The 23,809-nt window shown below is 74.9% G+C and carries 21 protein-coding genes and 1 pseudogene; 11 read left to right on the top strand and 11 right to left on the bottom strand.

Annotated features, from left to right (window positions below):
- Positions 1-51: 51 nt before the first annotated feature.
- Genes HOP40_RS26610 through HOP40_RS26595 form a run of 4 tightly spaced genes read left to right on the top strand, consistent with a single transcriptional unit; the run spans position 52 to position 2,319 of the window.
- Positions 52-852 carry a 2-keto-4-pentenoate hydratase gene (locus HOP40_RS26610; protein ID WP_172163481.1) on the top strand — a complete coding sequence of 267 codons (801 nt, stop codon included), beginning with the start codon at positions 52-54 and terminating at the stop codon, positions 850-852.
- Positions 849-1,628 (top strand): 2-keto-4-pentenoate hydratase, encoded by a 780-nt coding sequence (locus HOP40_RS26605; RefSeq protein ID WP_172163463.1) that lies wholly within the window; start codon positions 849-851, stop codon positions 1,626-1,628. Before HOP40_RS26610 ends, HOP40_RS26605 begins: the two co-directional genes overlap by 4 nt.
- The gene (locus tag HOP40_RS26600; protein WP_172163444.1) at positions 1,625-1,921 is read left to right on the top strand and encodes a DUF2218 domain-containing protein; all 297 of its coding nucleotides are present in this window, start codon (positions 1,625-1,627) and stop codon (positions 1,919-1,921) included. Before HOP40_RS26605 ends, HOP40_RS26600 begins: the two co-directional genes overlap by 4 nt.
- Positions 1,918-2,319, top strand: a complete 402-nt coding sequence (locus HOP40_RS26595) for a RidA family protein (protein ID WP_172163441.1) — start codon at positions 1,918-1,920, stop codon at positions 2,317-2,319. The genes HOP40_RS26600 and HOP40_RS26595 overlap by 4 nt, the downstream gene beginning before the upstream one ends.
- Here the strand turns inward: HOP40_RS26595 and HOP40_RS26590 are convergent.
- Positions 2,273-3,310 carry a LacI family DNA-binding transcriptional regulator gene (locus HOP40_RS26590; RefSeq protein WP_172163438.1) on the bottom strand — a complete coding sequence of 346 codons (1,038 nt, stop codon included), beginning with the start codon at positions 3,308-3,310 and terminating at the stop codon, positions 2,273-2,275. The two genes, HOP40_RS26595 and HOP40_RS26590, sit on opposite strands and share 47 nt — an antisense overlap.
- A gap of 74 nt (positions 3,311-3,384) precedes the next feature.
- Here HOP40_RS26590 and HOP40_RS26585 point away from each other — a divergent pair, with 74 nt between their 5' ends.
- From HOP40_RS26585 to ccrA, 4 genes and pseudogenes are all read left to right on the top strand, one after another.
- Positions 3,385-4,695 (top strand): MFS transporter, encoded by a 1,311-nt coding sequence (locus tag HOP40_RS26585; protein WP_205346929.1) that lies wholly within the window; start codon positions 3,385-3,387, stop codon positions 4,693-4,695.
- Between the two features lie 91 nt (positions 4,696-4,786).
- Positions 4,787-6,493 carry a thiol reductant ABC exporter subunit CydD gene (cydD, locus tag HOP40_RS26580; RefSeq protein WP_172163435.1) on the top strand — a complete coding sequence of 569 codons (1,707 nt, stop codon included), beginning with the start codon at positions 4,787-4,789 and terminating at the stop codon, positions 6,491-6,493.
- Positions 6,490-8,232, top strand: a complete 1,743-nt coding sequence (cydC, locus tag HOP40_RS26575) for a thiol reductant ABC exporter subunit CydC (RefSeq protein ID WP_240157293.1) — start codon at positions 6,490-6,492, stop codon at positions 8,230-8,232. The genes cydD and cydC overlap by 4 nt, the downstream gene beginning before the upstream one ends.
- A gap of 55 nt (positions 8,233-8,287) precedes the next feature.
- A pseudogene (gene ccrA, locus HOP40_RS26570) lies at positions 8,288-9,620 on the top strand (crotonyl-CoA carboxylase/reductase).
- 7 nt (positions 9,621-9,627) lie between these two features.
- Here ccrA and HOP40_RS26565 read toward each other — a convergent pair.
- From HOP40_RS26565 to HOP40_RS26540, 6 genes are all read right to left on the bottom strand, one after another.
- On the bottom strand, positions 9,628-10,554 hold the full coding sequence (locus HOP40_RS26565; protein WP_172163432.1) for a fumarylacetoacetate hydrolase family protein: 927 nt from the start codon (positions 10,552-10,554) through the stop codon (positions 9,628-9,630).
- A gap of 16 nt (positions 10,555-10,570) precedes the next feature.
- On the bottom strand, positions 10,571-11,509 hold the full coding sequence (locus HOP40_RS26560) for an MBL fold metallo-hydrolase (RefSeq protein WP_240157292.1): 939 nt from the start codon (positions 11,507-11,509) through the stop codon (positions 10,571-10,573).
- Positions 11,496-11,972, bottom strand: a complete 477-nt coding sequence (locus HOP40_RS26555) for a (2Fe-2S)-binding protein (RefSeq protein WP_172163429.1) — start codon at positions 11,970-11,972, stop codon at positions 11,496-11,498. The genes HOP40_RS26560 and HOP40_RS26555 overlap by 14 nt, the downstream gene beginning before the upstream one ends.
- A gap of 1 nt (position 11,973) precedes the next feature.
- A complete protein-coding gene (locus HOP40_RS26550) occupies positions 11,974-12,804 on the bottom strand; it encodes an FAD binding domain-containing protein (RefSeq protein WP_172163426.1) in 831 nt (276 codons plus the stop codon).
- A complete protein-coding gene (locus HOP40_RS26545) occupies positions 12,801-15,170 on the bottom strand; it encodes a xanthine dehydrogenase family protein molybdopterin-binding subunit (protein ID WP_172163422.1) in 2,370 nt (789 codons plus the stop codon). The genes HOP40_RS26550 and HOP40_RS26545 overlap by 4 nt, the downstream gene beginning before the upstream one ends.
- An 81-nt stretch (positions 15,171-15,251) precedes the next feature.
- Positions 15,252-16,139, bottom strand: coding sequence for a LysR family transcriptional regulator (locus tag HOP40_RS26540; protein ID WP_172163419.1), 888 nt, complete (start codon positions 16,137-16,139; stop codon positions 15,252-15,254).
- A 134-nt stretch (positions 16,140-16,273) separates the two neighbouring features.
- Here HOP40_RS26540 and HOP40_RS26535 point away from each other — a divergent pair, with 134 nt between their 5' ends.
- On the top strand, positions 16,274-17,140 hold the full coding sequence (locus HOP40_RS26535) for a universal stress protein (RefSeq protein WP_172163416.1): 867 nt from the start codon (positions 16,274-16,276) through the stop codon (positions 17,138-17,140).
- Positions 17,141-17,162: 22 nt separating this feature from the next.
- Here the strand turns inward: HOP40_RS26535 and HOP40_RS26530 are convergent, their stop codons facing one another.
- Together HOP40_RS26530 and HOP40_RS26525 are read right to left on the bottom strand one after the other, a co-directional pair.
- Complete coding sequence (locus tag HOP40_RS26530) at positions 17,163-18,599, bottom strand: class II fumarate hydratase (protein WP_172163413.1); 1,437 nt, start codon at positions 18,597-18,599, stop codon at positions 17,163-17,165.
- Entirely contained in the window at positions 18,599-20,071 is a 1,473-nt protein-coding gene (locus tag HOP40_RS26525) for an NAD-dependent succinate-semialdehyde dehydrogenase (RefSeq protein ID WP_172163410.1), read from the bottom strand. The genes HOP40_RS26530 and HOP40_RS26525 overlap by 1 nt, the downstream gene beginning before the upstream one ends.
- A 203-nt stretch (positions 20,072-20,274) precedes the next feature.
- Here HOP40_RS26525 and HOP40_RS26520 point away from each other — a divergent pair, with 203 nt between their 5' ends.
- Both HOP40_RS26520 and HOP40_RS26515 read left to right on the top strand, forming a co-directional pair.
- On the top strand, positions 20,275-21,195 hold the full coding sequence (locus HOP40_RS26520; protein ID WP_172163407.1) for a LysR family transcriptional regulator: 921 nt from the start codon (positions 20,275-20,277) through the stop codon (positions 21,193-21,195).
- 249 nt (positions 21,196-21,444) lie between these two features.
- Positions 21,445-22,464 carry an alcohol dehydrogenase catalytic domain-containing protein gene (locus HOP40_RS26515; RefSeq protein WP_205346928.1) on the top strand — a complete coding sequence of 340 codons (1,020 nt, stop codon included), beginning with the start codon at positions 21,445-21,447 and terminating at the stop codon, positions 22,462-22,464.
- Here HOP40_RS26515 and HOP40_RS26510 read toward each other — a convergent pair.
- Together HOP40_RS26510 and HOP40_RS26505 are read right to left on the bottom strand one after the other, a co-directional pair.
- Positions 22,454-22,936 (bottom strand): nuclear transport factor 2 family protein, encoded by a 483-nt coding sequence (locus HOP40_RS26510; RefSeq protein WP_172163404.1) that lies wholly within the window; start codon positions 22,934-22,936, stop codon positions 22,454-22,456. The genes HOP40_RS26515 and HOP40_RS26510 overlap by 11 nt on opposite strands.
- Positions 22,933-23,808 carry a fumarylacetoacetate hydrolase family protein gene (locus HOP40_RS26505; protein WP_172163401.1) on the bottom strand — a complete coding sequence of 292 codons (876 nt, stop codon included), beginning with the start codon at positions 23,806-23,808 and terminating at the stop codon, positions 22,933-22,935. Before HOP40_RS26505 ends, HOP40_RS26510 begins: the two co-directional genes overlap by 4 nt.
- Position 23,809 lies beyond the last annotated feature (1 nt).

Genomic DNA, 23,809 nt, shown 5'->3' with positions numbered 1-23,809 from the left:
CGGCCCCCGGCGTCCTTGCCCGGGTCGCGGTCGGGCGGACACCGTGGACCGGTGCACCCATCCGCGCTCCACCGAGAACTCGCCGACGAGCTGTGGGAGGCCGACCGTGCCGCGAAGCCGGTGCCGCCCCTGACCGAGCGGCACCCCGACCTGGTCGTCTCCGACGCCTACGCCGTGCAGACGCTCAACATCGAGCGGCGCGTCGCCGCGGGGCAGCGCGTGATCGGACGGAAGGTCGGTCTGACCTCCCTCCCGATGCAGCGGATGCTCGGGGTCGACGAGCCCGACTTCGGCGTGCTGACCGACGAGATGGTCGTGGAGGACGGCGACCTCATCGACCTCGGCCGGCTCGTGCAGCCGCGCGTGGAGGCCGAGCTGGCGTTCGTCATGGCCGAGGACCTCGCCGGGCCGGGCGTCACCACCGCCCGCGCGCTCGCGGCGATCGAGGGTGCCCTGCCGGCCGTGGAGGTCGTGGACAGCCGCGTGGCCGACTGGCGGATCACGCTCGTCGACACCGTGGCCGACAATGCGTCGTCGGGCCTGATCGTCCTGGGCGGGCGGATGCGGCCGGTGCGCGAGCTGGACCTGCGACTGCTCGGCGTGGTCGTCTCCCGGCACGGCCAGGTGATCGACTCCGGCGCCGGGGCCGCGGCGCTGGGGAACCCGGCCCGCTGCGTCGCCTGGCTGGCCAACACCCTCGGCGCGTTCGGCGAGGGGCTGCGCGCCGGCGACGTGGTGCTGCCCGGCGCGGTCCACAAGATGGTGCCGGTGGCGCCCGGCGACGTGTTCCGGGCCGAGTTCGCGCACCTCGGCGCCGTGACCGTCCGCTTCTCGAACGGGGACCAGGCATGAGCATCACGGCCCGGGAGATCGCCGACACCCTCATCGCCTCCGAGCGGGAGAGGAGGGGCATCGCCCAGTTCAGCGAGCAGCACCCCGACATCCCGGTCGACACGGCCTACGCCGCCCAGAAGGCGTTCGTGCAGTCCAAGCTGGACGCGGGGGAGGTCTTCGTCGGGTGGAAGCTGGGCCTGACCAGCCGCAACAAGCAGCAGGCGATGGGGCTCGACGCGCCGCTGTACGGCCGGGTCACCAGCGGCATGCTGTCGGCGTACGGCGACCCGGTGCGCCTGGACCGCTTCATCCACCCGCGCGTCGAGTGCGAGATCGCGTTCCTGCTCGCGCGCGACGTCGAGCCCCCCGCCACGATCACCTCGGTGCTGGCGGCCACGGACGTCGTGTTCGGCGCGGTCGACGTGCTCGACTCCCGCTACGAGAGCTTCCGGTTCACGCTGTCGGACGTCGTGGCCGACAACGCCAGCGCCGGGGCCTTCTACCTCGGGCCGATCGCGCGCCGCCCCGACGAGATGGAGGACCTGCGGCTGCTCGGCGCCGTCGTCCGGGTGGACGGCGAGGTCGCGATGACCGCGGCCGGAGCGGCCGTCATGGGCCACCCGGCGGCGTCGGTCGCGTGGCTGGCCAACCAGCTCGCCGCCGAGGGCGAGCAGCTGCGGGCCGGGCAGATCGTGTTCTCCGGCGGCGTCACGGCACCGGTGCCGGTGGTGGCCGGGCGCAGCGTGACGTTCGAGTTCGACGGCCTCGGCGCCATCGAGGTGTACGGGGCGTGACGCTGCGGTCCACGGCCTCCGTCACCACCGACGCGCCCGCGCGGTACGCCAAGCAGCTGCTGTCGCACCTGGGCCGGAAGAACACCGTCGAGCCGCTCGACGGCGCACCGGAGGGTGGACGGCTGGTGTTCGCCTACGGCGTCGGGACCGTGCAGCCGGGTGACGGTGCGCTGCTGCTCGGGGCCGAGGCCGAGGGGGCGGAGGACCTCGCCCACGTCGAGGACGTCCTCGCGCGCCACCTCGAGCGGTTCGGTGCCAAGCGGGAGCTCACCGTGACCTGGGAGGCGGGATGAACGTCATCCACACCGACCGCGCCCCGTCGCACACCGGTCCCGTGCCGCAGGCGGTGGAGGCGGGCGGCTGGGTGCACGTGTCCGCGCTGTTCGGCGCGGACCCGGACGGGCACGCGATCCCCGGTGACGCGCGCGCCGAGGCCGAGCAGCTGTTCGACAACCTCGCCGCGATCCTCGACGCCGCAGGGGCGGGCCTCACCGACGTCGTGCGGGTCGGGATCGTCATGCGTCACCTGCAGCGGGACCGCCCGGTGTTCAACGCCGTGTGGACCGAGCGCTTCGGCGACCACCGGCCGGCCCGGTCGGCCGTCGGGTCGCCCGACTTCGGGAGGGCGGGGGAGGAGCCGCGCTTCATGATCGAGGTGACGGCGTACGTGGCCCACCTGAGCCGCCGGTAGCCGCCGCGGGTGCGGCGGGCCCCGTCGAGTCCCGGACGCGCAGCGGGGTCGGCAGGACCACCTGCCGGTCGGCGCGGGCGCCCAGCAGCAGGTCGATGAGGGTGCGCCCGGCCTGGTCCACGGGGCTGGTGACGGTCGTCAGCGGGGGGTGGCAGAAGTCGGAGCCGAAGACGTCGTCGAAGCCGACGACGCTGACGCGCCCCGGCACGGCGATCCCGAGCCGCTCCAGCCGGCGCAGCACGCCGATGGCGAGCAGGTCGTTGAAGGCCACCAGCGCCGTGGCGCCGGAGGCGAGCCCGACGTCGGCGGCGGCGGCCCCGTGGTCGACGGTCGGGGAGAACGGCCCGAGGCGGGCGATGCCGACACCCGCCCGCTCCGCGTGGGTCGACAGCGCGCGCCACCGGACGCCGTCGGTCCACAGGTCCGGCGGGCCGGCGAGGTAGGCGATGGAGCGGTGGCCCAGCGCCACGAGGTGCTGCACGATCTGGCGGGCACCGTCGGCGGAGTCGGTGACGACACCGGGGAAGCCGTCGACCTCCCGGTTGAACAGCACGACGGGCCGGCGCGACGCCAGTGCGTGCAGGTCGGCCTCGGCGAGCCTGCTCGCGGCCAGCACGATCCCGTCGACGACCGAGCCCAGGCGCTGCGCGTGCACCGACTCCAGCTCCGGGCTCTCCTGCGTGTCCCCGATGACGAGGGTGTAGCCGGCGGCCCGCGCCTGGGCCTCGGCCCCCCTCACCAGGCCGAAGTGGTGCGGGTTGGTGATGTCCGGGACGAGCAGCGCGAGCATCTGGGTGCGCCCGGACGGCAGCGCCTGCGCGATGCGGTTGGGCTGGTAGTCCAGGCGCTGGGCCACGGCCCGGATGCGGTCGCGGGTGCGCGGGCTGACGCGGCCGGGGTTCGACAGCGCCCGAGACACCGTCGACACCGCCACCCCCGCCTCGCGGGCCACGTCGTGCAGCGTGACGGCCCGCGCCTCCCTGTGACGCATGGCCCAGTTCCTACCGCACGCTGGCAATCGATGGCAAACGTTTGCCACACTCGACGGGCGAGCGAGGAGGAGCCGTGACGACGATCGACCCCGGGCCCGTGACGCGGGTGAGCCGCACCGCCTGGGCGGTGTGGTCGGTGGGCGTGCTCGCCTACGTGCTCGCGGTCATGCAGCGCACCTCGTTCGGCGTCGCCGGTCTGCAGGCCGCGGAACGCTTCGACATCAGCCCCGGCACGCTCTCGGCGTTCGTGTTCGTCCAGGTCGCGGTCTACGTCGCGGCCCAGATCCCGGCCGGCCTGCTGGTGGACCGCTTCGGTTCGCGCACGATGCTCGCCGTCAGCGGTGTGCTGCTGGGGGGTGGCCAGCTGCTGCTGGCGTTCGCGCCCGCGCTCGGCGCGGCGGTGTCCGCCCGGGTGCTCGTGGGTGCGGGGGACGCCGTGGTCTTCGCCGCCGTGCTGTCCCTGGTGCCCCGCTGGTTCCCCGCACGGCGGGTGCCGCTGATCACCCAGCTGACGACGATCCTGTGCCAGACCGGCCAGATCCTCTCCGCCGTGCCCTTCGCGGCCGTCCTGGCCGGTGCGGGGTGGTCGACGGCGTTCGGGCTCGCGGCGGCGGCCGGCACCGCCGTCGCGGTGCTGGCCCTGGCCGTGGTGCGCAACGCCCCGGGCCGGGCCTGGACCCCGGCGCCGCCGGTCTCGGCCCGGGAGATCGGGCGGCAGCTCCGGGCGGTGTGGGCCCGCCCCGGCACCCGGCTGGGCTTCTTCGGGCACATGGGCACGCAGTTCCCGATGATGGTCTTCACGCTGCTGTGGGGTGTGCCCTACCTGGTCTCCGCGCAGGGCCTGACGACGGCGGCGGCGGGGGCGCTGCTCTCGCTGCTCGTCGTCGCGACGATCTGCGTCGGCCCGCTGATCGGCGTGCTGACCGTGCGGCACCCGCTGCGCCGGTCCTGGCTGCTGCTCGGCGTGATCGCGGCCGAGGTGGTCGTGTGGACCGCCGTGCTGGCGCTGCCCGGCCCGGCGCCGTCCTGGCTGCTCGTCGTGCTCGTGCTGGTGCTCGCCGCGGCCGGGCCCGGCTCCGTGGTGGGCCTGGACATCGGTCGCACCGCGAACCCGTCGCCGAACCTGGCCGTCGCGCAGAGCATGGTCAACCTCGGCGGCTTCCTGGCGTCGCTCGTGGTGCTCAGCGCCATGGGGGTCGTCCTGACGGCGCAGGGCGGCTTCACCCCGGAGGCGTTCCGCGTCGCCTGGCTCGTGCAGTACCCGGTGTGGGCCCTGGCCGTGGTCGGGATCCTCGTCTCCCGCCGCACGGCCCGACGGCTCGACGCCACCCGCGGCGTGGTGCCCCGCCCCCTGCGGGACCTGCTGCCGACCCGCGGGCGGTGACCGTCGGCGGGCGGTGACCGTCGGCGGGCAGCGCGCTCCCGCGCAGCGGAACCCGCCCCCGCGGCGACGGCGTCCGGGGTAGGCATGGGGCATGGCGGTACTCGACCCGCGGCTGCTGCGGAGCACCCGCGCGGTCCGCGTGCACCTGGTGGTCTCCGTGGTGTGCAGCCTCGCGCTCGCCGCGCTGACCGTGGCGCAGGCGTGGCTGCTGGCGCGGGTCGTCGCCGGGGCCACGGCGGGGGAGCCCGACCTCGGTGCGGCCGTCGCCGCCGTCGGGCTGGTCGTCCTGGCCCGCGCCGGGCTGGCGTACGGGGCGGAGGGTGCGGCGCTGCGCAGCGCCGCGCTGGTGACGTCGGACCTGCGGCGCCGGCTCGCGTCGCACGTCACCGGCGCGGCCGCCGACCCGGCCGCCACCGACCCCGGTGAGCTCGCGACGCTCGCGACGCGCGGACTCGACCCGCTGGACGCCTACGTCGCCCGGTACCTGCCGCAGATCCTGCTCACCGCGGTGGTGCCCCTCACCGTGCTCGTGGTCGTGGTGACGGCCGACCCGGTCTCCGGGGTGCTCCTGGGGCTCGCGCTGCCGCTGGTCCCGTTCCTGCTCGCGCTGATCGGGCGGTACTCGCGCGAGCGTGCGCAGCGGCAGTGGGTGCTGCTCGAACGCCTGGGCGGGCGCTTCCTGGACGTCGTCGAGGGCCTGCCGACGCTCGCGGTGCTCCGCCGCGCGGCGGCCGAGGCGGCGCGCCTGCGGGAGGTCGGCGACCGCCACCGCCGGGCGGCGATGGAGACGCTGCGGGTGGCCTTCCTGTCCGCGCTGGCCCTGGAGCTGCTGGCGTCGGTCTCGGTCGCGGTGATCGCGGCGTGGGTCGGGTTCCGGCTGCTCCACGGCCGGATCGACTACGAGTCGGCCCTGCTGGTCCTGATCCTCGCCCCGGAGGCGTTCCTCCCGCTGCGCGAGCTCGGAGCGCGGTTCCACGCGGGCCTGGAGGGGGCGACGGCGGCCGGGCGGGTGTTCGAGGTGCTCGACCGGCCCGGCGGTCCGCTGCCGGACCCCGAGCACCCGGCGGCCGCGGGCGCCGATCCCGCGATCTCCCTCTGCGGGGTGGTGCTGACCCGTCCCGGGCGGCCCGCCCCGGTGCTCGACCGCGTCGACCTGGAGCTGCGGCCCGGTCGCACCACGCTGGTCGTCGGTCCGAGCGGGGCGGGCAAGACCAGTCTGCTCGGGCTCCTCCTGCGGTTCGGCGCGCCCGACAAGGGCACCGTCACCCTGACGGGCGCCGACGGCGAGCCGGTGGACCTCGCGGACGTGCCGGTCGAGCTCTGGCGCCGCCGCCTCGCCTGGGTGCCCCAGCGGCCCCACCTGTTCGACGCGCCGGTGGTCGAGAACATCCGGCTCGGTGAGCCGGGCGCCTCCGACGCCGCCGTGCGCCGCGCGGCCGAGCTCGCGGAGGTGCACGACGTCGTGCGCGCCCTGCCCGACGGCTACGCGACGCGGCTGGGGGAGCGGGGGGCCCGGCTCTCGTCCGGTCAGCACCAGCGGATCGCGCTGGCTCGGGCGTTCCTGCGCCGCGAGGCCGTGGCGGCGACCGGCGTCACCCCGATCGTGCTCCTCGACGAGCCGACCGCGCACCTCGACCCGGAGAACGCCCTGCTCGTCCGGGCCGCGGTGGCGCGGCTCGTGGAGCGCGGCACCGCGGTGGTCGTCGCCCACGACGCGGGGTGGGTCGACCTGGCCGACGACGTCGTGACGCTCACCGCGGGACGGGTCACGGCGCGCCGGGCGGTGGAGCCGGCGTGACGCGCTCCACGGCCGTGCTGCCTCCTCCGGACGCCCTACGGCGGGGCGGGCCGCTGCTCCGCATGGTCGGGCTGGCGCGGCCCCGCGCCGGGGGCGTCTCGCTCGGCGCGCTGGCCGGGGCCGTCGCCACGGGGGCGGGCATCGCCCTGATGGCCGTCGCCGGCTGGTTGCTGGCCACCGCCGCGCAGCACCCGCCGCTCACGGCGCTCGCCGTGGCGGTCGTCGTCACGCGCGCGCTCGGCGTCACCCGGGGGGTGGCCCGCTACCTGGAGCGGCTGCTCACCCACGACGCCGCGCTGCGGACCCTCGCCGGGGTCCGGGCCCGGGTGGTCGCCCGGCTCGCGCGGACCGAGCCGTTCGAGCGGTACCGCACGGGCGACCTGCTGACCCGGCTGGTGTCCGACACCGACGCGACGCAGGACCTCGTCATCGGCGGGATCACCCCGCCGCTCGCCGCCGCGGCGGCCGGGGCGGGTGCCGTCGGGCTGGCCACCGCGCTGCTGGTCCCCGGCGGTGTGCTGCTGGCCGTGGGCCTCGCACTGGGCGGGATCGTGGTGCCGGTCGCGGCGGCGCTGGCCGGCCGGGGGGTCGGGAGGCGCCGGGCCGCGGCGCGCGCCGAGCTGTCCGCGGCGGTCGTCGACGCCGTGCACGGGGCGGCCGACCTGCACGCCTACGGGGCGATGCCCCGCGCGCTCGACCGGATCGTCGACGCCGACGCGGTGCTCACCCGCACCGCGCGCCGGGACGCGTTCCTGCTCGCCGCGGGGGTGGCCGCGTCGGCGCTCGTGGCGGGCGCGACGCTGTGGGGGACCCTGCTCCTGGCCGTCGCCGCCGTCGCCGGCGGGACGCTCGCCGCCGTGCCGTTCGCGGTGCTGGTGCTCACCGCGCTGGCCGCCTTCGAGGTCGTCGCCCCGCTCCCGGCCGCGGCGGCGAGGCTCGGTGCCGTGCACGCCTCGGGCGCCCGGCTGTTCGACGTGCTCGACGCGCCACCGTCGGTCCGGGTCCGGGCTGCGGCGCCGCCGGTCGAGGCGCCCGGGCTGCGGATCCGGGGCCTGCGGGTGCGCTACGGGCCGGCGGAGCCGTGGGCGCTCGACGGCGTGGACCTCGACCTCCCGCCCGGTCGGCGGATCGCGCTGATCGGGCCGAGCGGGGCCGGCAAGAGCACGCTCGCGGACGTCCTGTTCCGGTTCCGCGACCCCGACGGCGGCACCGTCCACCTCGACGGGGTCGACGTCACCACCCGCGAGCCGGACGCCGTGCGGGAGCGGCTCTCCGGCGTCCCGCAGGATCCGCACGTGTTCGCCGGCACGGTCCGGGAGAACCTGCTGGTGGCCCGGCCGGACGCGTCGGACGCGGAGCTGGTGGCGGTCCTGGATCGCGTCCGGATGCCCGCCCCGGGTCTGGACGCCGACGTCGGCAGCGGCGGGCAGCGGCTCTCCGGCGGCATGCGCCGGCGCCTCGCGGTGGCGCGGGTCCTGCTGACCGAGCCGGCCGTGCTCGTCCTGGACGAGCCGACGGCGCACCTCGATCCGACCGTCCGTGACGCGGTGCTCGAGGACCTGCTGGCCGCCACCGGGGGCAGGTCGGTCCTGGTGATCACCCACGACCCCGCGGCCCTGGAGCGGTTCGACGCGGTCGCGGTCCTCCGGTCCGGTCGCGTCGCGCAGCTCGGACCGCACCGCGAGCTGCTCTCCGAGGCCGGATGGTACCGGTCGTGGATGACAAACCGATCACCCTGACTGCTACGCTTGATATGCCACGCACTCTCCACGACTCAGCCATCGGAGGCCAGCCGTGCTGGAGATCCGCGACGCCATCCTCGCCGGGCAGTTCGACGCCGTCGGCGGGCTCGATGTCCCCGACCACTACCGCGGGGTCACCGTGCACGCCGACGAGGCGGAGATGTTCGCCGGTATCCCGTCCAAGGAGAAGGACCCGCGCAAGTCCCTGCACGTGGAAGACGTGGCCACCCCGGAGCTGGGCCCGGGGGAGGCGGTCGTGGCGGTGATGGCCTCGGCGATCAACTACAACACCGTGTGGACCTCGATCTTCGAGCCGGTGTCGACGTTCAGCTTCCTGCGCCGCTACGGCCGGATCTCCCCGCTCACCGCCCGGCACGACCTGCCCTACCACGTGGTCGGCTCGGACCTGGCCGGGGTGGTGCTGCGCACCGGGCCCGGGGTGAACGCCTGGAAGCCCGGTGACCAGGTCGTGGCGCACTGCCTGTCGGTGGAGATGGAGAGCCCCGACGGGCACGGGGACTCGATGATGGACCCCGAGCAGCGGATCTGGGGGGTTCGAGACCAACTTCGGTGGGCTGGCCGAGCTGGCGCTGGTCAAGTCCAACCAGCTGATGCCCAAGCCCGCCCACCTGACCTGGGAGGAGGCCGCCGCGCCCGGGCTGGTCAACTCCACCGCCTACCGCCAGCTGGTCTCGCGCAACGGGGCCGGGATGAAGCAGGGCGACAACGTCCTGATCTGGGGCGCCTCGGGCGGCCTGGGCTCCTACGCCACCCAGTTCGCCCTCAACGGCGGCGCCACCCCGATCTGCGTGGTGTCCTCCCCGGAGAAGGCCGAGGTCTGCCGCAAGATGGGCGCGGAGCTGATCATCGACCGCTCCGCGGAGGGCTACCGGTTCTGGAGCGACGAGCACCACCAGGACCCCAAGGAGTGGAAGCGCCTGGGCGCGAAGATCCGCGAGCTGACCGGCGGTGAGGACCCCGACATCGTGTTCGAGCACCCCGGCCGGGAGACCTTCGGCGCCTCGGTCTACGTCGCCCGCAAGGGCGGCACCATCGTCACCTGCGCCTCCACCTCCGGCTACGAGCACACCTACGACAACCGCTACCTGTGGATGAACCTCAAGCGCATCATCGGCTCGCACTTCGCGAACTACCGCGAGTCCTACGAGGCCAACCGGCTCATCGACAAGGGCCTCATCCACCCCACCCTGTCCCAGGTCTACCCCCTCGCCGACACCGGACAGGCCGCCCTCGACGTCCACACCAACAGCCACCAGGGCAAGGTCGGCGTCCTCGCCCTCGCCCCCGAAGAAGGCCTCGGCGTCACCGACCCCGACAAGCGCGCCCGCCACCTCGAGGGCATCAACCGCTTCCGCGGCGTCTGAGCGCCGGTCAGCCGTGACACAGCGGCACGACGGCCACGCCGCCCACCACCCGGCCGGTCAGGGTCCCGATGCCCTCGACCGTGGTGTCGACGACGTCACCGGGGCGCAGCCACGGGGCGGAGTCGGCGGTGCCGGACTGCTCGAGCAGGCACCCGTTGCCGACGGTCCCGCTGCCGATGACGTCGCCCGGCACGAGTCGCGTCCCGCGCGAGGCGTAGGAGAGCATCTGTCCGAAGGACCAGTGGATGTCGGCCCACGTGCCGCCGCCGACGGGGACCCCGTTGACCGAGGCCGTCATCGCGAGGTCGAAGCCGTGCCCGGCCCGGTGGGGCTCCAGCTCGTCGGGGGTGACGAGCACCGGGCCGAGGCTCGTGGCCCCGTCCTTGCCCTTGACCGGCCCGAACCCCATCGGTGCCTCCCGGGCCTGCAGGTCGCGGGCGCTCCAGTCGCACAGGACGGTGTACCCGGCGATGTGCCGCTCGGCCTCGTCGGGACGCAGGTCGCCGCCCTCCCTCCCGATGACGGCGGCGACCTCGACCTCGTAGTCGAAGCGGTCCGACCCCGGGGAGACGGGGATGTCGTCCCCGGGCCCGCGGACGGCTGCCGGGTTGGAGAAGTAGAAGACCGGCTGCTCGTACCAGACGGGGTCGACCGGCAGCCCCAGTGCGCGCGAGGCGTTGAGGAAGTGCAGCTCGAAGCACCCGAAGTCGCGGATCGAGGGGGGCCGGGGCACCGGGGCGAGCAGCCGCGCCGCGGCGAGCGGCACCACCTCCGCCGGTCGGTCGTGCGCCCGTCGGCCCGCGTCGTCCAGCGTGCCGGCGCCGATGAGGTCGGTGAGCGTCGCCGGGTCGTCGAGGCCGCGGACCTCGTCGTCGACGAGCACCCCCGCCCTCGGGGTGGCGGAGGCGGGTGAGACGTAGGAGACCCACTTCACGGGGCGGTCCTCTCGGTCAGGCGTGGCACGGGATCGGCCCGCCGTGGAAGGTGGTCATCTCCGGCCAGATGGCGGTGAGGTCGAGCCGGGCGAGCGGTGCCCCGTCGAGCTCGGCGTAGGCGCGGTGCAGGTTGCCGACGAGTCGCTCGGTCTCCTGCCAGGTCGCGAACGGGTTGTCCCGGTGCGCGAGTGCGGCCTGCAGCGGCGTGCGTCCGGCACGGTGCGCGTCCTGGGCCACCCCGGTGACGAAGGCGGCGTAGGCGTCGAGGTCGTCGAGCAGCGCGGGCACCTCCGTGCCCCGCTGCACCGGGCCGTGCCCGGGTACCAGGACCGCGGGCCGCAGGGCCCGGATCCCGGCCAGTGCCTCCCGGTAGCCGGCCACGCTGCCCTCGACGAGGAACGGCTGGCCCCCGGCGAAGCAGAGGTCGCCGGCGAACAGGACGCGCTCCTCGGGCAGCCAGACGACCACGTCGTTGGTCGTGTGGGCCGGTCCGAGGTGGATCAGCTCGACGCGTCGGCCACCGGCGTGCAGGACCAGCCGGTCGTCGAAGGTGAGGTCGGGTGGCCGCAGCTCCTGCCGGCCGTAGTCCGGACCGGCGAGGACCTGGGCGGCGAGGAACCCGGCGGCGAGCACCTCGTCCCGGCAGCGCGCGTGCCCGACGACGGTCGTCGTGGGGGGCAGCATCCAGTTGCCGAACGTGTGGTCGCCGTGGTGGTGGGTGTTCACCAGCAGCCGCGCGTGCCGGTCGCTGAGGGTGGCGCAGGCGTCCAGGAGGGCGCGGGTGCGGGCCTCCGTCGACGTGGTGTCGACGAGCAGGAGGTCACCGTCGTCCCCGACGACCACGCCGGTGTTGTTGACCATCCAGCTGCCGTCGGGCTGGACGTAGGCGTGCACGCCCGGTGCGACCTCCGTCAGCACCGGCGGCGGCAGCGGCCGGCGGTCACTGCGGCACACGGCGATCCCGGGCCGCGGCGGCGACGGCGTCGAGGATGGCCGTGTACCCGGTGCAGCGGCAGAGGTTGCCGGCGAGCCCGCGCCGGACCTCGTCCTCCGTGGGGTCGGGCGTCCCGTCGAGCAGCGCCACCGCCGACATCACCATCCCGGCGGTGCAGAAGCCGCACTGCAGCGCCTGCGCGTCGGCGAACGCCTGCTGCACGGGATGCAGGTCGTCGCCGTCGCGGAGGGACTCCACGGTCTCGACCCGGTGGCCGTCGACCTCCAGCGCGAGGACGCAGCAGGACTTCACGGTGGCGCCGTCGAGCCGGACGGTGCACGCCCCGCAGTTGCCGGTGCGGCAGCCGACGTGGGTGCCGGTGAGCCCGAGGTGCTCGCGCACCAGGGTGGCGAGGGTGATCCGGGTGTCGATCTCCAGCTCGTGGTCGGTGCCGTTCACGGTGACGGTCAGCTTCTGGTGCACGTCAGGCTCCTTCGTGGGCGGCGAGCACGACACGGCGGGTGAGCGTGGCGGCGAGGGCGCGGCGGTACGCCGCGGTGGCCATGTGGTCGTCGTAGGCGGCGGTGCAGGCGGCGGCGGCCCGGGTCCCCAGCTCGGCCAGCGCTGCGTCGTCCCGCGGTACCGGGCCCTCGAGGACGACCGGCCGCGGTGTCGCGCCGCCGATGGCGACGCGGACCGACTCCCCGTCGACCAGGGCAGCCGCGTTGACCGTGGAGTAGTTGCCCTGGATGCGGGAGAAGCGCAGGTACGCGGCACGGGCGTCGACGGGCTGGTGCGGCACCAGCACGGCGGTCAGGATCTCGGTCGGCGCGAGCGCGGTGCGGCCGGCGCCGAGGACGAGATCGGCCACGGGCAGGGTCCGTTCCCCGTCGGGTCCCCGGACGACGACGTCGGCGCCGACCGCGCACAGGACGGTGGCGGCCTCCGCGCCCGGGTGGGCGTTGGCCAGGCTGCCGCCGAGGGTGCCCCGGTTGCGCACCTGCACGTCGGCGAGCCCGCGGGCGGCCCGGGCGAGGACGGGGCAGCGGGCCTCGATCCGTGCGTCCGTGGCGAGCGTGCGCTGGGTGACCCGCGCGCCGATGCGCAGGTGCGTGCCCTCGTCGTCGATGTGCGTCAGCTGGTCGATCCGGCCCAGCGAGACGACGGCCCCGGGCGTCTCGGTGCCCAGGTGCAGGGCGGGGAGCAGGCTCATGCCGCCGGCCAGCACCCGTGCCCGTCCGTCCCAGCGGGTCAGCAGGTCGAGCGCGTCGTCGAGCGTGGTCGGGGCGGCGTAGTCCAGGTCTGCGACGTTCATCGGGGTCCTCCTGCGGCGTGCAGCGCCGACCACACGCGGGACGGGGTGAACGGTGGCGCGGTCAGCGCGCCGGACAGCCCGAGCGCGTCCTCGATCGCGCCGGCGATCGCGCCGGACGGGGCGCTGATCCCGGACTCGCCGACCCCCTTGACCCCGAGGTGCGTGTAGGGCGACGGCGTCTCGACGTGCGCGATCTCCACGCGGACCGCCTCCTTGGCAGACGGGATCGTGTAGTGCATGAACGAGTCGGACAGGGCGTGGCCCTCGTCGTCGTAGGCGACGAACTCGTAGAGCGCGGCGCCGATGCCCTGGGTGACCGCGCCCTGGAGCTGCGCGTCGGCGAGCATCGGGTTGACGATCCGGCCGCTGTCGTGGACCAGCGCGTAGCGGAGCACGGTGACGGTGCCGGTCTCCGGGTCGACCTCGACGACGGCCGCGGCGCTGGCGTTGGACCAGTTCGGGTACATCGAGAACCGGCCCTGCGTCATCGGCTGGTGGAAGACGTTCTCCATCTTCGAGTAGCGGACGACCTCGAGCCCCGGCTCGACGTCGTTCATGTGCACGCCGTGCGGGTTGAGGTGGACCTCGGCGGCCACCGCGTCGAGGGAGATCCCGGGGCCGGCCGAACCCGCGACGGTCACCCGCCCCTCGGAGACGACGATGTCGCGCGGGTCGGCCTCCAGCATGCTCGCGCCGACCTGCACCAGCTTCGCCCGGACGTCCGACGCGGCGAGGTGCGCCGCCTGCCCGCCGACGGTGAGGCTGCGCGAGCTGTAGTTGCCCGAGCCGTGCGGGCTGATGTCGGTGTCGCCCTGGACGACGCGGATGCGGTGCAGCTCGCAGCCCAGCGAGTCGGCGACGATCTGCGCGATGCCCGTCTCGTTGCCGGTGCCGGGCGAGGTCACGCCGGTCAGCACCGTGACGTCACCCGAGGCGGACATCCGCACGTGCGCGGAGTCGTAGCCGCCGAACAGGCTGGCGGGCGGGGAGGCGCCCTCGGGGGTGAGCTCCTGGCCGAACCCCAGCCCGAGCAACCGCCCCGCGAGACGGGCGGCGGCCTGCTCCTGGCGGAACGAGGGCACGTCGACCACGTCGAGCAGCAGGCGCAGGCACGCCGCGAAGTCGCCGCTGTCGGTGACGGGGCCCGACGGCTGCGGGTAGGGCATCTCCTCGGCCGGCACGAAGTTGCGCAGCCGCACGTCGACGGTGTCGACGCCCGTGGCCGCGGCGACGTGGTCGACGATCCGGTCGAGGAAGAACGAGGCCGCTTCCTTGCCGAACCCGCGGTAGGCCTGCCAGGGGGCCCGGTTGGTCACCACGGCGGTGAGGTCCATCGACAGGTTGGTCACCCGGTAGGGACCGGGCATGCACATGAAGGTGTTCATGGCCATGACGAAGCCGGAGAGCGCCGACGCGGCGCCGACGTCGGCCACGAGGTCGACGCGCATCCCGAGGATCGTTCCGTCCGCGGCGTGGGCGACGTCGTAGCGGCAGCGGATGTCGCGCGAGTGCCCGCAGGCGACGAGGTGCTCGCGGCGCTGCTCGATCCACTTGACCGGGCGCCGCAGGCGCCGCGACAGGTGGCAGGCGAGGAGCTCCTCCTGCCGCAGCGGGATCTTGGCCCCGAACGCGCCGCCGACCCGCGGCGCGATCACCCGGACGTCGTGCGTCGAGAGGCCCAGTGCGGCCCCGATGTAGGACCGCAGGACGTGCGGGTTCTGCGTCGAGGCCCAGCACGTCAACCGGCCCGACCGCTGGTCCCACGACGCGACGATGCCGGCCGGCTCCATCGGTGAGGCCATGATCCGGGCGGCCGACAGCTCACCGTCGACGCGGCCGGCGGCGGCGGCCACGGCGGCGTCGAGGTCGCCGGCGTCGAGGTGCTGGCGGAGCAGGACGTTGTCGGGCCACCCCGGTTCGACGATCGGCGAGCCGGGCAGCAGGGCGGCGTCGCGGTCGAGGACCGCGGGCAGCACGTCCCACTCCACGACGACGAGCCCGACGGCCCCGGCGGCGGTCGCCTCGTCGTCGGCCACCACCACGACGACGGGCTCGCCCGCGTACCGCACGGCGTCGACGGCGAGGACGGGGACGACCCCCCGGGCCATCCCGATGGCGTCGGGCTCGACCAGCAGCGGCAGCGGCCCGAGCTCCTCGGCCAGCTGCGCGCCGGTCAGCACCAGGCGGACGCCGGGCAGGGCGGCCGCCGCGGCCGTGTCGATCGCCGTGATCCGGGCCCGTGCGTGCGGGCTGCGCAGGATCTGCGCGTGCAGGCACCCGGCGGGCGCGACGTCGTCGACGTACGTGCCGGTGCTCCCCGCGAGCTCGGTGTTGGTCGTGCTGGGACGTGCGGAGCCGACGTGCACCCGGTTCTCCTGTTCGCTCGGTCCGTCGTTGGACCGGCCCAGTCAAACCGCCGCAGTGCCCGGGATCATCAGGCGATCCCTTTACAATCCCGGGACCTCGCGCACCCGCTCCAGGGAGGTGGCCACCGCCTCGGCCACCGCGGTGAAGTCGTCGGCCAGCGGGTTGCGACGGCTGCTCCGGGTGGCGACCGAGAGCGTGCAGGCCTCGCCCTCGCACGGGACGTAGCGGACGCCCGGGTGCGGGTAGTACTCGCGCGCCGGGCCGGCGTGCACCGAGACGGCGCCCGTCGCCGCGACCGCCGCGGGGACCGCCGCCGGGGTCCGCAGGGCCGTGCGGTTCCGCGGGTCGGACTCGACGCGGCACCAGTCGGCCAGTTGGCGCGACACCGCGAGCGGAACCCGGCGCGCCGCGCTCAGGTCCGCTTCGGTCAGCCGTTCCGCGTCGGCCCACTCCGACCGGACCGGCACCACGCAGACCCGGGGCACCTCGGCCATGCGGTGGAACCGCACCCCGTCGACGGGGCCGGTCTGCATCAGCATCGCGACGTCCACCTCGCCGCTGCGCACGGTGTCGTAGATGTCGACGAACGTCAGGTCCCGCAGCTCGATGACGACGTCGGGACGGGCCTCGCGGAAGGTCTCCACGACGCCGACCCCCAGGTCGCCCAGTCCGAAGCCGAAGACCCCGACCACCAGGTGGTCGCCCGCCGGCGGCTCGCGGCGCGCGGTCGCCACGAGGTCGTCGACCGCCTCGAGGACCTGCCGGGCCCGCCCGACCAGCGCCTCCCCGCTCGCGGTGAGCGCGACGCGGCGGGTGGTGCGGTCGAACAGGCGGCTGCCGAGCTCGCGCTCCAGGGCGGCGATGTGCTGCCCGAAGGCCTGCGCCGAGGTGTAGTTGCGCTGCGCGGCCCGGCCGAAGTGCAGCTCCTCGGCCAAGGTGACCGCGTAGCGCAGCGACGGCAGGTCCATGCCGTGCATCACACCCCGTGCAGCAGCCCGGCAGCAATGCCGGGCCGAAGGGCTCTGCTCCCGGGTGCCGGTTGCCCGCTGCCGGACCGGCCCGGCCCGCGGCACCGTCGACGTGACGACGGAGAGGTGCCGACATGGACGTGCAGCGGGCGGACCGGCCGGTGGTGGTCGGGGTGGACGGATCAGGGGCGGCGCGGTGCGCCGTCGGGTGGGCGGCGGCGGAGGCGTCCCGGCGGGGTGCGCCGCTGCGGCTGGTGACGGCGTTCGCGTGGGCGTCGGACCACGTCGTCGGGCACCCGGGTCTGGGGGAGCGCTACCGGGACGAGATGGAGGCGGTGGCCCGGCGCGACCTGGCCGCGGCCGAGGGGTCGGCAGCGGCGGCGGACGTGCCGGTCAGCACGGAGCTGCGTGTGGGGTTCCCGATCGGGACGCTGGCCGACGAGGCGCGGCACGCGCAGCTGCTCGTCGTCGGGTCGCGGGGCCGGGGCGGGGTCGCGGGACTGCTGCTGGGCTCGGTGTCGGCGGCCCTGGCGGGGCACGCCGCGTGCCCGGTCGTGGTGGTGCGGGAGGAGGCTCTGGGCGCGGCGGGAGGCCCGGTGCTGGTGGGCGTCGACGGCTCGCCGGACAGCGAGGCGGCCACCGCGTTCGCGTTCGAGGCGGCCGCGGCGCGCGGGGTCCCGCTGGTGGCGGTCCACAGCTGGACGGACCTGGCGTTCGACCCGGTGGCCGCGCCCCTGATGGACTGGGACGCCGTCGAGCAGAGCGAGCGCGCGGTCCTGGCGGAACGCCTGGCGGGGTGGCGGGAGAAGTTCCCCGAGGTGGTCGTGGAGCGCGAGGTGGTGCGGGACCTGCCGACGCACGCACTGGTGGAGCGGTCCGCCGCGGCGCAGCTGCTGGTGGTGGGGTCGCGCGGCCGCGGCGGTGCGGCGAGCCTGCTGCTGGGGTCGGTGAGCCACGGGGTGCTGCACCGCGGGCGGTGCCCGGTCGCCGTCGTCCGATGAGCGATGCGGTTCGGGGACACCGTCAGCTCCTCTCCCGGGTCCGGTCCGGCCGGACGCGCGGTCCGACCATCCGCTGCGGATCGAGCAGGGCGAGGAGCTCGTCCTCGCCGAGACCGGTGCGTTCCCGGGCGACCTCGCGGATCGTGCGGCCGGTGGACCGGGCCTCGGCCGCGACGGCGGCCGCCGCGTCGTAGCCGATGCGCGGCGAGAGGGCCGTGACCGTCATCAGGCTCCGCTCGACCGCGGCCGGGCCCGCCGCCGTGGCGCGGATGCCGCTGATGCACGTGTCGGCGAACACCGTGGCCGCACCGGCGAGCAGGTCGATCGACTCCAGCAGGCAGTACGCGACGACCGGGCTCATCACCGTCAGCTCGAAGTTGCCCCGCCCGCCGGCCAGCGCGATGGTGGCGTCGTTGCCGGCCACCTTCGCGGCGACCTGGCACACCGCCTCGGCGACGACCGGGTTGGTCTTGCCCGGCATGATCGACGAGCCCATCGACAGGCCGGGCACCTCGATCTCCCCGAGCCCGGCGCGCGGCCCGCTGCTCATCCACCGCACGTCGTCCGCGATCTTGAGCAGGCTGGTCGCGGCGGTCCGGAGCGCACCGGAGGCGAACACGACGGCGTCGAGGTTGTTCTGCGCCTGGAAGTGGTTCCGCGTCTCGTGCAGCTCGACGTCGAACTCCGCGGCCAGCGCCGCGACGACCCGGCCGGCGAACTCCGGGTGGGTGTTCAGGCCGGTGCCGACCGCCGTGCCGCCGAGCGCGACCTCCGCGAGGCCCTGCTGCGCGGACCGGAACCTCACGATGCTGCGTTCGACCTGCCCGGCGTGCCCGGAGAACTCCTGGCCGAGGCGGATAGGGACGGCGTCCTGCAGGTGCGTGCGCCCCGGCTTGACGACGTCGTCGGTCGCCGCGGCGGTCGCGCGCAGCGCGGAGGCCAGGTGGGAGAAGGCGGGGACGAGCCGGTGGCTGATCGCGGCCTGGGCGGTGAGGTGGACGACGGTCGGGGTGACGTCGTTCGAGGACTGCCCGCGGTTGACGTGGTCGTGGGGGTGGACCGGGTGCCTGGTGCCCAGCGGCACGCCGAGCAGCTGGTTGGCCCGGTTGGCGATCACCTCGTTGGCGTTCATGTGGGTGTCGGTGCCGCTGCCGGTCTGGAACACGTCGATCCGGAAGTGGTCGTCCAGCAGCCCGTCGGCGACCTCGCCGGCCGCGGCCACGATCGCGTCGACGACCGGGGCGTCGAGCGCGTCGAGCACGCCGAGATCGGCGTTGGCCCGGGCCGCGGCGCGCTTCAGGGAGCCCAGGGCCCTGATGTGGGGCCGCGGCATCCGCAGGTCGCTGATCGTGAACGCCTCGATCGCGCGCTGGGTCTGGGCCCCCCACAGGGCGTCGCCGGGCACGGCGACGCGCCCGCCGAAGTCGACCTCGGTGCGCGGGGTCGGCCCGGCGCCCATCAGTCCACGTCCAGGGCCACGTACTTGAGCTCGAGGTACTCCTCGATCCCGACGCGGCCGCCCTCGCGGCCCAGGCCGCTCTGCTTCATCCCGCCGAACGGGGCGGCCGGGTTCGAGACGAACCCGCGGTTCAGCCCGACCATGCCGGTCTCGAGGGACTCGGCCATCCGGACCGCACGCCCGATGTCGCGGCTGTAGACGTAGCTGACCAGCCCCGACCCGGTGGCGTTGGCCGCGCGGAGCACCTCCTGCTCGTCGGTGAAGGTCGTGACGGCGGCGACCGGCCCGAAGATCTCCTCGGTGACCAGGCGCGCGGAGGACGGCACACCGGTCAGCACGGTGGGCGGGTAGAACCAGCCCGGGCCGGGCGGCACGGCTCCTCCCGTGTGCAGCCGGGCACCACGGCCCACGGCGTCGTCGACGAGCTCCGCGACCTTGTCCCGCTGGGCCTCGTCGACGAGCGGACCGACCTCGACGCCGTCGTCGGTACCGCGGCCCACCACCATCCCGCGCATCCGCGCCGTGAGCTCCTCCACGAACTCCGCGGCGACGTCCGCGTGGACGTAGAACCGGTTGGCCGCGATGCACGCCTGCCCGACGTTGCGCATCTTCGCGACCATCGCGCCGTCCACGGCGGCGTCGACGTCGGCATCGGCGCAGACGATGAACGGGGCGTTCCCGCCCAGCTCCATCGACGTCCGCAGGACCCTCTCGGCGGAAGCGGCGATCAACGTGCGGCCGACCTCGGTCGACCCGGTGAAGGAGACCTTGCGCAACCGGTCGTCGCGCATCAGCGGTGCGGCGACGGACCCGGGATCGGAGGTCGTCAGCACGTTCAGGACGCCGTCGGGCAGGCCGGCCTCCGTCAGCACCTGCGCGAGCAGGAGCGCGGTGAGCGGAGTCTGCTCGGCGGGCTTGAGGATCATGGTGCACCCCGCCGCGACCGCCGGGCCGATCTTGCGCGTGGGCATCGCCAGCGGCACGTTCCACGGCGTGATCAGGAGGCTCGGGCCCACCGGCTGACGCATCAGGACGATCCGTCCCGAGCCGCCGGGCTCCACGGTGAAGTCGCCCGGGATGCGCACGGCCTCCTCGGCGTACCACCGGAGGAACTCGGCGCCGTAGGCCACCTCGGACCGCGACTCGGACAGCGACTTGCCCATCTCCAGCGTGATCAGCAGCGCCGCCTCCTCGGTCCGCGCGACCAGGATCTCGTAGGCGCGGCGCAGGACCTCCGCCCGCTCGCGCGGCGGCGTCGCCGCCCAGGCCCGCTGCGCCGTGGCGGCCGCGGACAGCGCGTCGAGCGCGTCCTCGGCCGTGGCGTCGGCGACCTCGCAGAGGGTGTGGCCGGACGACGGGTCCTCCACGGCGAAGGTCCGACCACCCGAGGCCGGTCGCCACCGACCGCCGATGAACAGGCCCCTGTCGATCCTGTCGAGCACGGCGGCCGCTCCCACGGTTCTCCCTGGCATCCGATGTCCTTCCCCTCGCCGGAATCCGATTCGACATCGACGGTTCCACGAGCGTTCGGCTCGTGTCATCGCCGGACGCGGAAACGGCGGCGCAGATCGCTGTCGCCCCGTTGTCGTCACCCGTCACCGCCTGCTCGTATTCAGTGATGGAGAGAAAGCATCCATTTCCGGTCGGTGCGGCAGCGGCCGACTAGGATTCCCCGGTGTCCTCCCCGTCGGCGACCATCGCCTCCGACCTCGTGCCGCGGCTCACGCTCCTGCAGGCCATGACGGAGCACGGTCACCTGAGCGCGGCGGCGGCGGCCGTCGGCGTGCCGCAGCCCACCGCCACGCGCTGGCTCACGGCGCTCAGCCGCACCGTCGGCGTACCCCTCACGCACCGGGTCGGGCGACGGGTCGAGCTGACCCGGGCAGGGGTCGCGCTGGCCGAGTCGGTGGGCGCCGCCCGGGCCTCGCTGGCGGTGGGTGTCACGCGCGCGCACGAGGCCGCCGACCCGACCGGCGGTCACGTCGTGTTCGGGTTCCTGCGCACCCTGGGGGTGGGCCGGGCGCCCGAGCTGCTGCGCCACTACCGCGCGGCGCACCCCCGCGTCCGACTCACCCTGGTGCAGGCCCCGCACGAGGAACTGGTCGGGAAGCTGCGCGACGGGACGATCGACGTCGCGTTGACCTCGATCCGCCCGGATGACGTGGGGGTTCTCGCGACCGAGCTCTTCCGGGAGGTGTTCGTCCTCGTCGCGACAGAGGGTCACCGACTGGCGCGCCGCGACGCGGTCCGCCTGTTCGACTGCCGCGACGAGACGTTCGTCGGCCTGTCGCCCGGCATCGCGCTGCGTCGACGGGTCGACGATCTCTTCCGCGCCGCCGGTGTCCGACCGCGCTACGGGTTCGAGACCGACGAGGTCGAGACCGTGCGCGGGCTCGCCACCGCCGGGGTCGGGCTGGCCGTGCTGCCCGCCCGCCACGGCGGCGCCCTGGCCGGTTCGGCGGAGGTGCCGATCACGCCGCGGCACCACCGGCAGATCGGCCTCCTCGTGCCCGCCGGACGCGTCGTGGAGGCCGCGGCCGAGGAGTTCCGGTCCTGGGCCGTGCAGTACCGGTGGGCGAGCAGCCCCCGGCACTGAGGGCCGTGCAGCCGTCGAAGATGGATGGGTGACGACCATCCGCGAATAGGTCCAGCGTGCGGGCCCGGCGGAATGCGAACAGCGGTGTCCCCGTCCCGGATCCGGGCCGCCGGATACGCGTTTGCCGCGATGTCCGACCTAGATTCGTCGGCAGGCGTCGCGGTCCGGACCATTCTTCCCGAGGTCCTCCCGACGTCGTCCGGCGCCGATTCCGTGCGCCGTTCCTACGATGCGAGGTGAGGTTCGAACATGACATCCCGGATGAAGTCGGTCGTGGTCAGCGGGGCCGGCGGTGGGTGGGACCTCCAGGACCGGGACGTCCCGGTGGTGGGCCCGAACGACGTCCTGGTGCGGGTGCGGGCGTGCGCGATCTGCGGCACCGACCTGTGGCTGTCCGACGGGGTCCTGGTGTTCCGGGAGTTCCCGATCGTCCCCGGGCACGAGGCGGCGGGCGAGGTGGTGGCCGTGGGCGAGGGCGTGACCGACCGCGCGGTCGGTGACCGGGTGGGCGTCGTCATGGCCCAGAAGATGTGCGGCGTCTGCGACTACTGCCGCGAGGAGCACCCGATCAGCTTCGTGGGGGCGGCGAACTGCGCCGCGCCCACCCTGACCGGGGTCACCGTGGACGGTGCGCACGCCGAGTACGTCGCCGTCGACGCCGGAGGGACGGTGATCCTGCCGGACGCGGTCTCCTACGAGGACGCCGCTCCGATCCTCTGCGCCGGCTACACCGTGTGGGCCGGGCTGCGCCGGGCCGAGCCCAGGCCGGGCGCGCGGGTCGCGGTCTCGGGCGTCGGCGGGCTCGGGCACCTGGCGATCCAGTACGCGAAGGCCGCCGGCTTCCACGTCGTCGCGATGACGCACAGCCCCGACAAGAAGGACCTCGCCCTGCAGTTGGGCGCCGACGATGTCGTGTCCGACGGCGCCTCCCTGAAGGCGGCCGGCGGCGCCGACGTGCTGCTGCACACGAACAGCTCGCACGGCGCCGTCACCGACGCGATGACCGGTCTCCGGCCGTGGGGCAAGGTCGTCCTCATGGGGATCGGCACGGACGACCTGGTGCTGCCGGCGCTCGCCCTGACGTCGAACAGCCACCAGGTCATCGGCTCCGCCCACAACACCGTCGAGCACCTGGTCGAGGCTCTCGACCTCGTGGCGCGCGGGCTGGTCACGCCGATGATCGAGACCTTCCCGAAGGAGCGCGCCGAGGAGGCCCACGCCCGGGCCGCCGCGGGTGAGGTGCGCTTCAAGGCCGTCATCACCTACTGAGGCGGCGCCGCGCGTCGCGCACGTAGATCATGTCGAGCGACGCGATCCGCCACCGCCCGCCGGTCTCCGCGACGCGCCAGCAGACCCGGCCGCGGCTGACGAGGTCGGCGTCGGCCCCGTCGAGGCAGGCCCGGATGTGGACCGCGCACGGGGCGTCGGCGAGCGCCCGCCGGCCGTTGACGACGACGGAGACCGCGCCGATCTCGTGGAACGAGGGTGTGCCGCCGCGGGCCGCCCGGGCCCGCGCGCCGGCGACGAACCCGGCCCCGGTCCCCTCGAACCACGAGACGCGCACCCGGGACCCGGGGGCGAAGGCGGCCTCCATGACGTCCCAGTGCCCGAGGTCCTTGGCCGTCCGTTCGGCCAGGACGAGGGTGCGGACCGCCTCGGCCCGGCCGGCGAGCGGCACCTGGTCCGGCGTGCGCGCGTCGACCAGGGCCAGCCCGGCGGCGCCGACGGGGCGGGCCGTCACGACCGCACGCCGCGTTCGTGCACGGGGGTCAGCGCCGGCGGGGGCACCGGGCCGCGGCGGGCGCCGCGGGTGGGGCACGGGACGGCGCCGGCGTCGCTGACGGTGACCGACAGCCGGTCCAGGCCGGTGATCTCCAGGTCGATGCGGTCGCCGTCGACGACCTCGCCCACCCCCTCGGGGGTGCCCGTCGTGACGACGTCGCCGGGCAGCAGCGTCATCACCGAGGAGACGTAGGCGATCAAGCGGGGCAGGTTCCAGATCAGGTCGGACACCTCGGCCCGCTGCCGGAGCGTGCCGTTCACCAGCAGCCGCAGCTCCAGGTCGTCGACCGGCGGCACCTCGTCGGGCGTGACCAGGGTCGGGCCGAGCGGGGTGAAGGTGTCGAACGACTTGCGGACGGACCGGTCCTCGCCGCCGCGCATCGTCATGTCCATGAGGCAGGTGTAGCCGAAGACCGAGTCGAGGGCCTGCGCCTCGGTGACGTGGCGGGTGGTCCGCCCGATCACGGCGGCGAACTCGCCCTCCTGGTCGAAGCGGCGGTCGGTGTAGGGCAGTCGCACCGTGCCACCACCGGCCAGCGCGGAGCTGGGGGCCTTGAGGAAGACCCCGAGCGCGTCGATGTGGGCCGCCTCGTTCATCTCGGCCTGGTGGGCGCGGTAGTTGACCGGGGCGGCCACGATCTTGGACGGGTCCGGCACCACCGGGAGCAGCGTGGTGGTTGCCGCCTCGACCACCGGTGCCGCGGCGATCAGCGGAGCGGGGTCGATCCCGCTCGTGACCAACCTCCGGAGTGGACTGCCGGCTCCCGGCGGGAGCAGCCCGGTGAGGTCCCGGATCGCGCCGGTCTGGTCGAGGAAGGACAGGAAGCGCATG

Origin of the sequence: Pseudonocardia broussonetiae (genome assembly GCF_013155125.1) — a bacterium.
Classification (GTDB): Bacteria; Actinomycetota; Actinomycetes; order Mycobacteriales; family Pseudonocardiaceae; genus Pseudonocardia; species Pseudonocardia broussonetiae.
The sequence above is the reverse complement of the archived record's forward strand: the minus strand, read 5'-3'. Positions and strand labels throughout refer to the sequence as shown.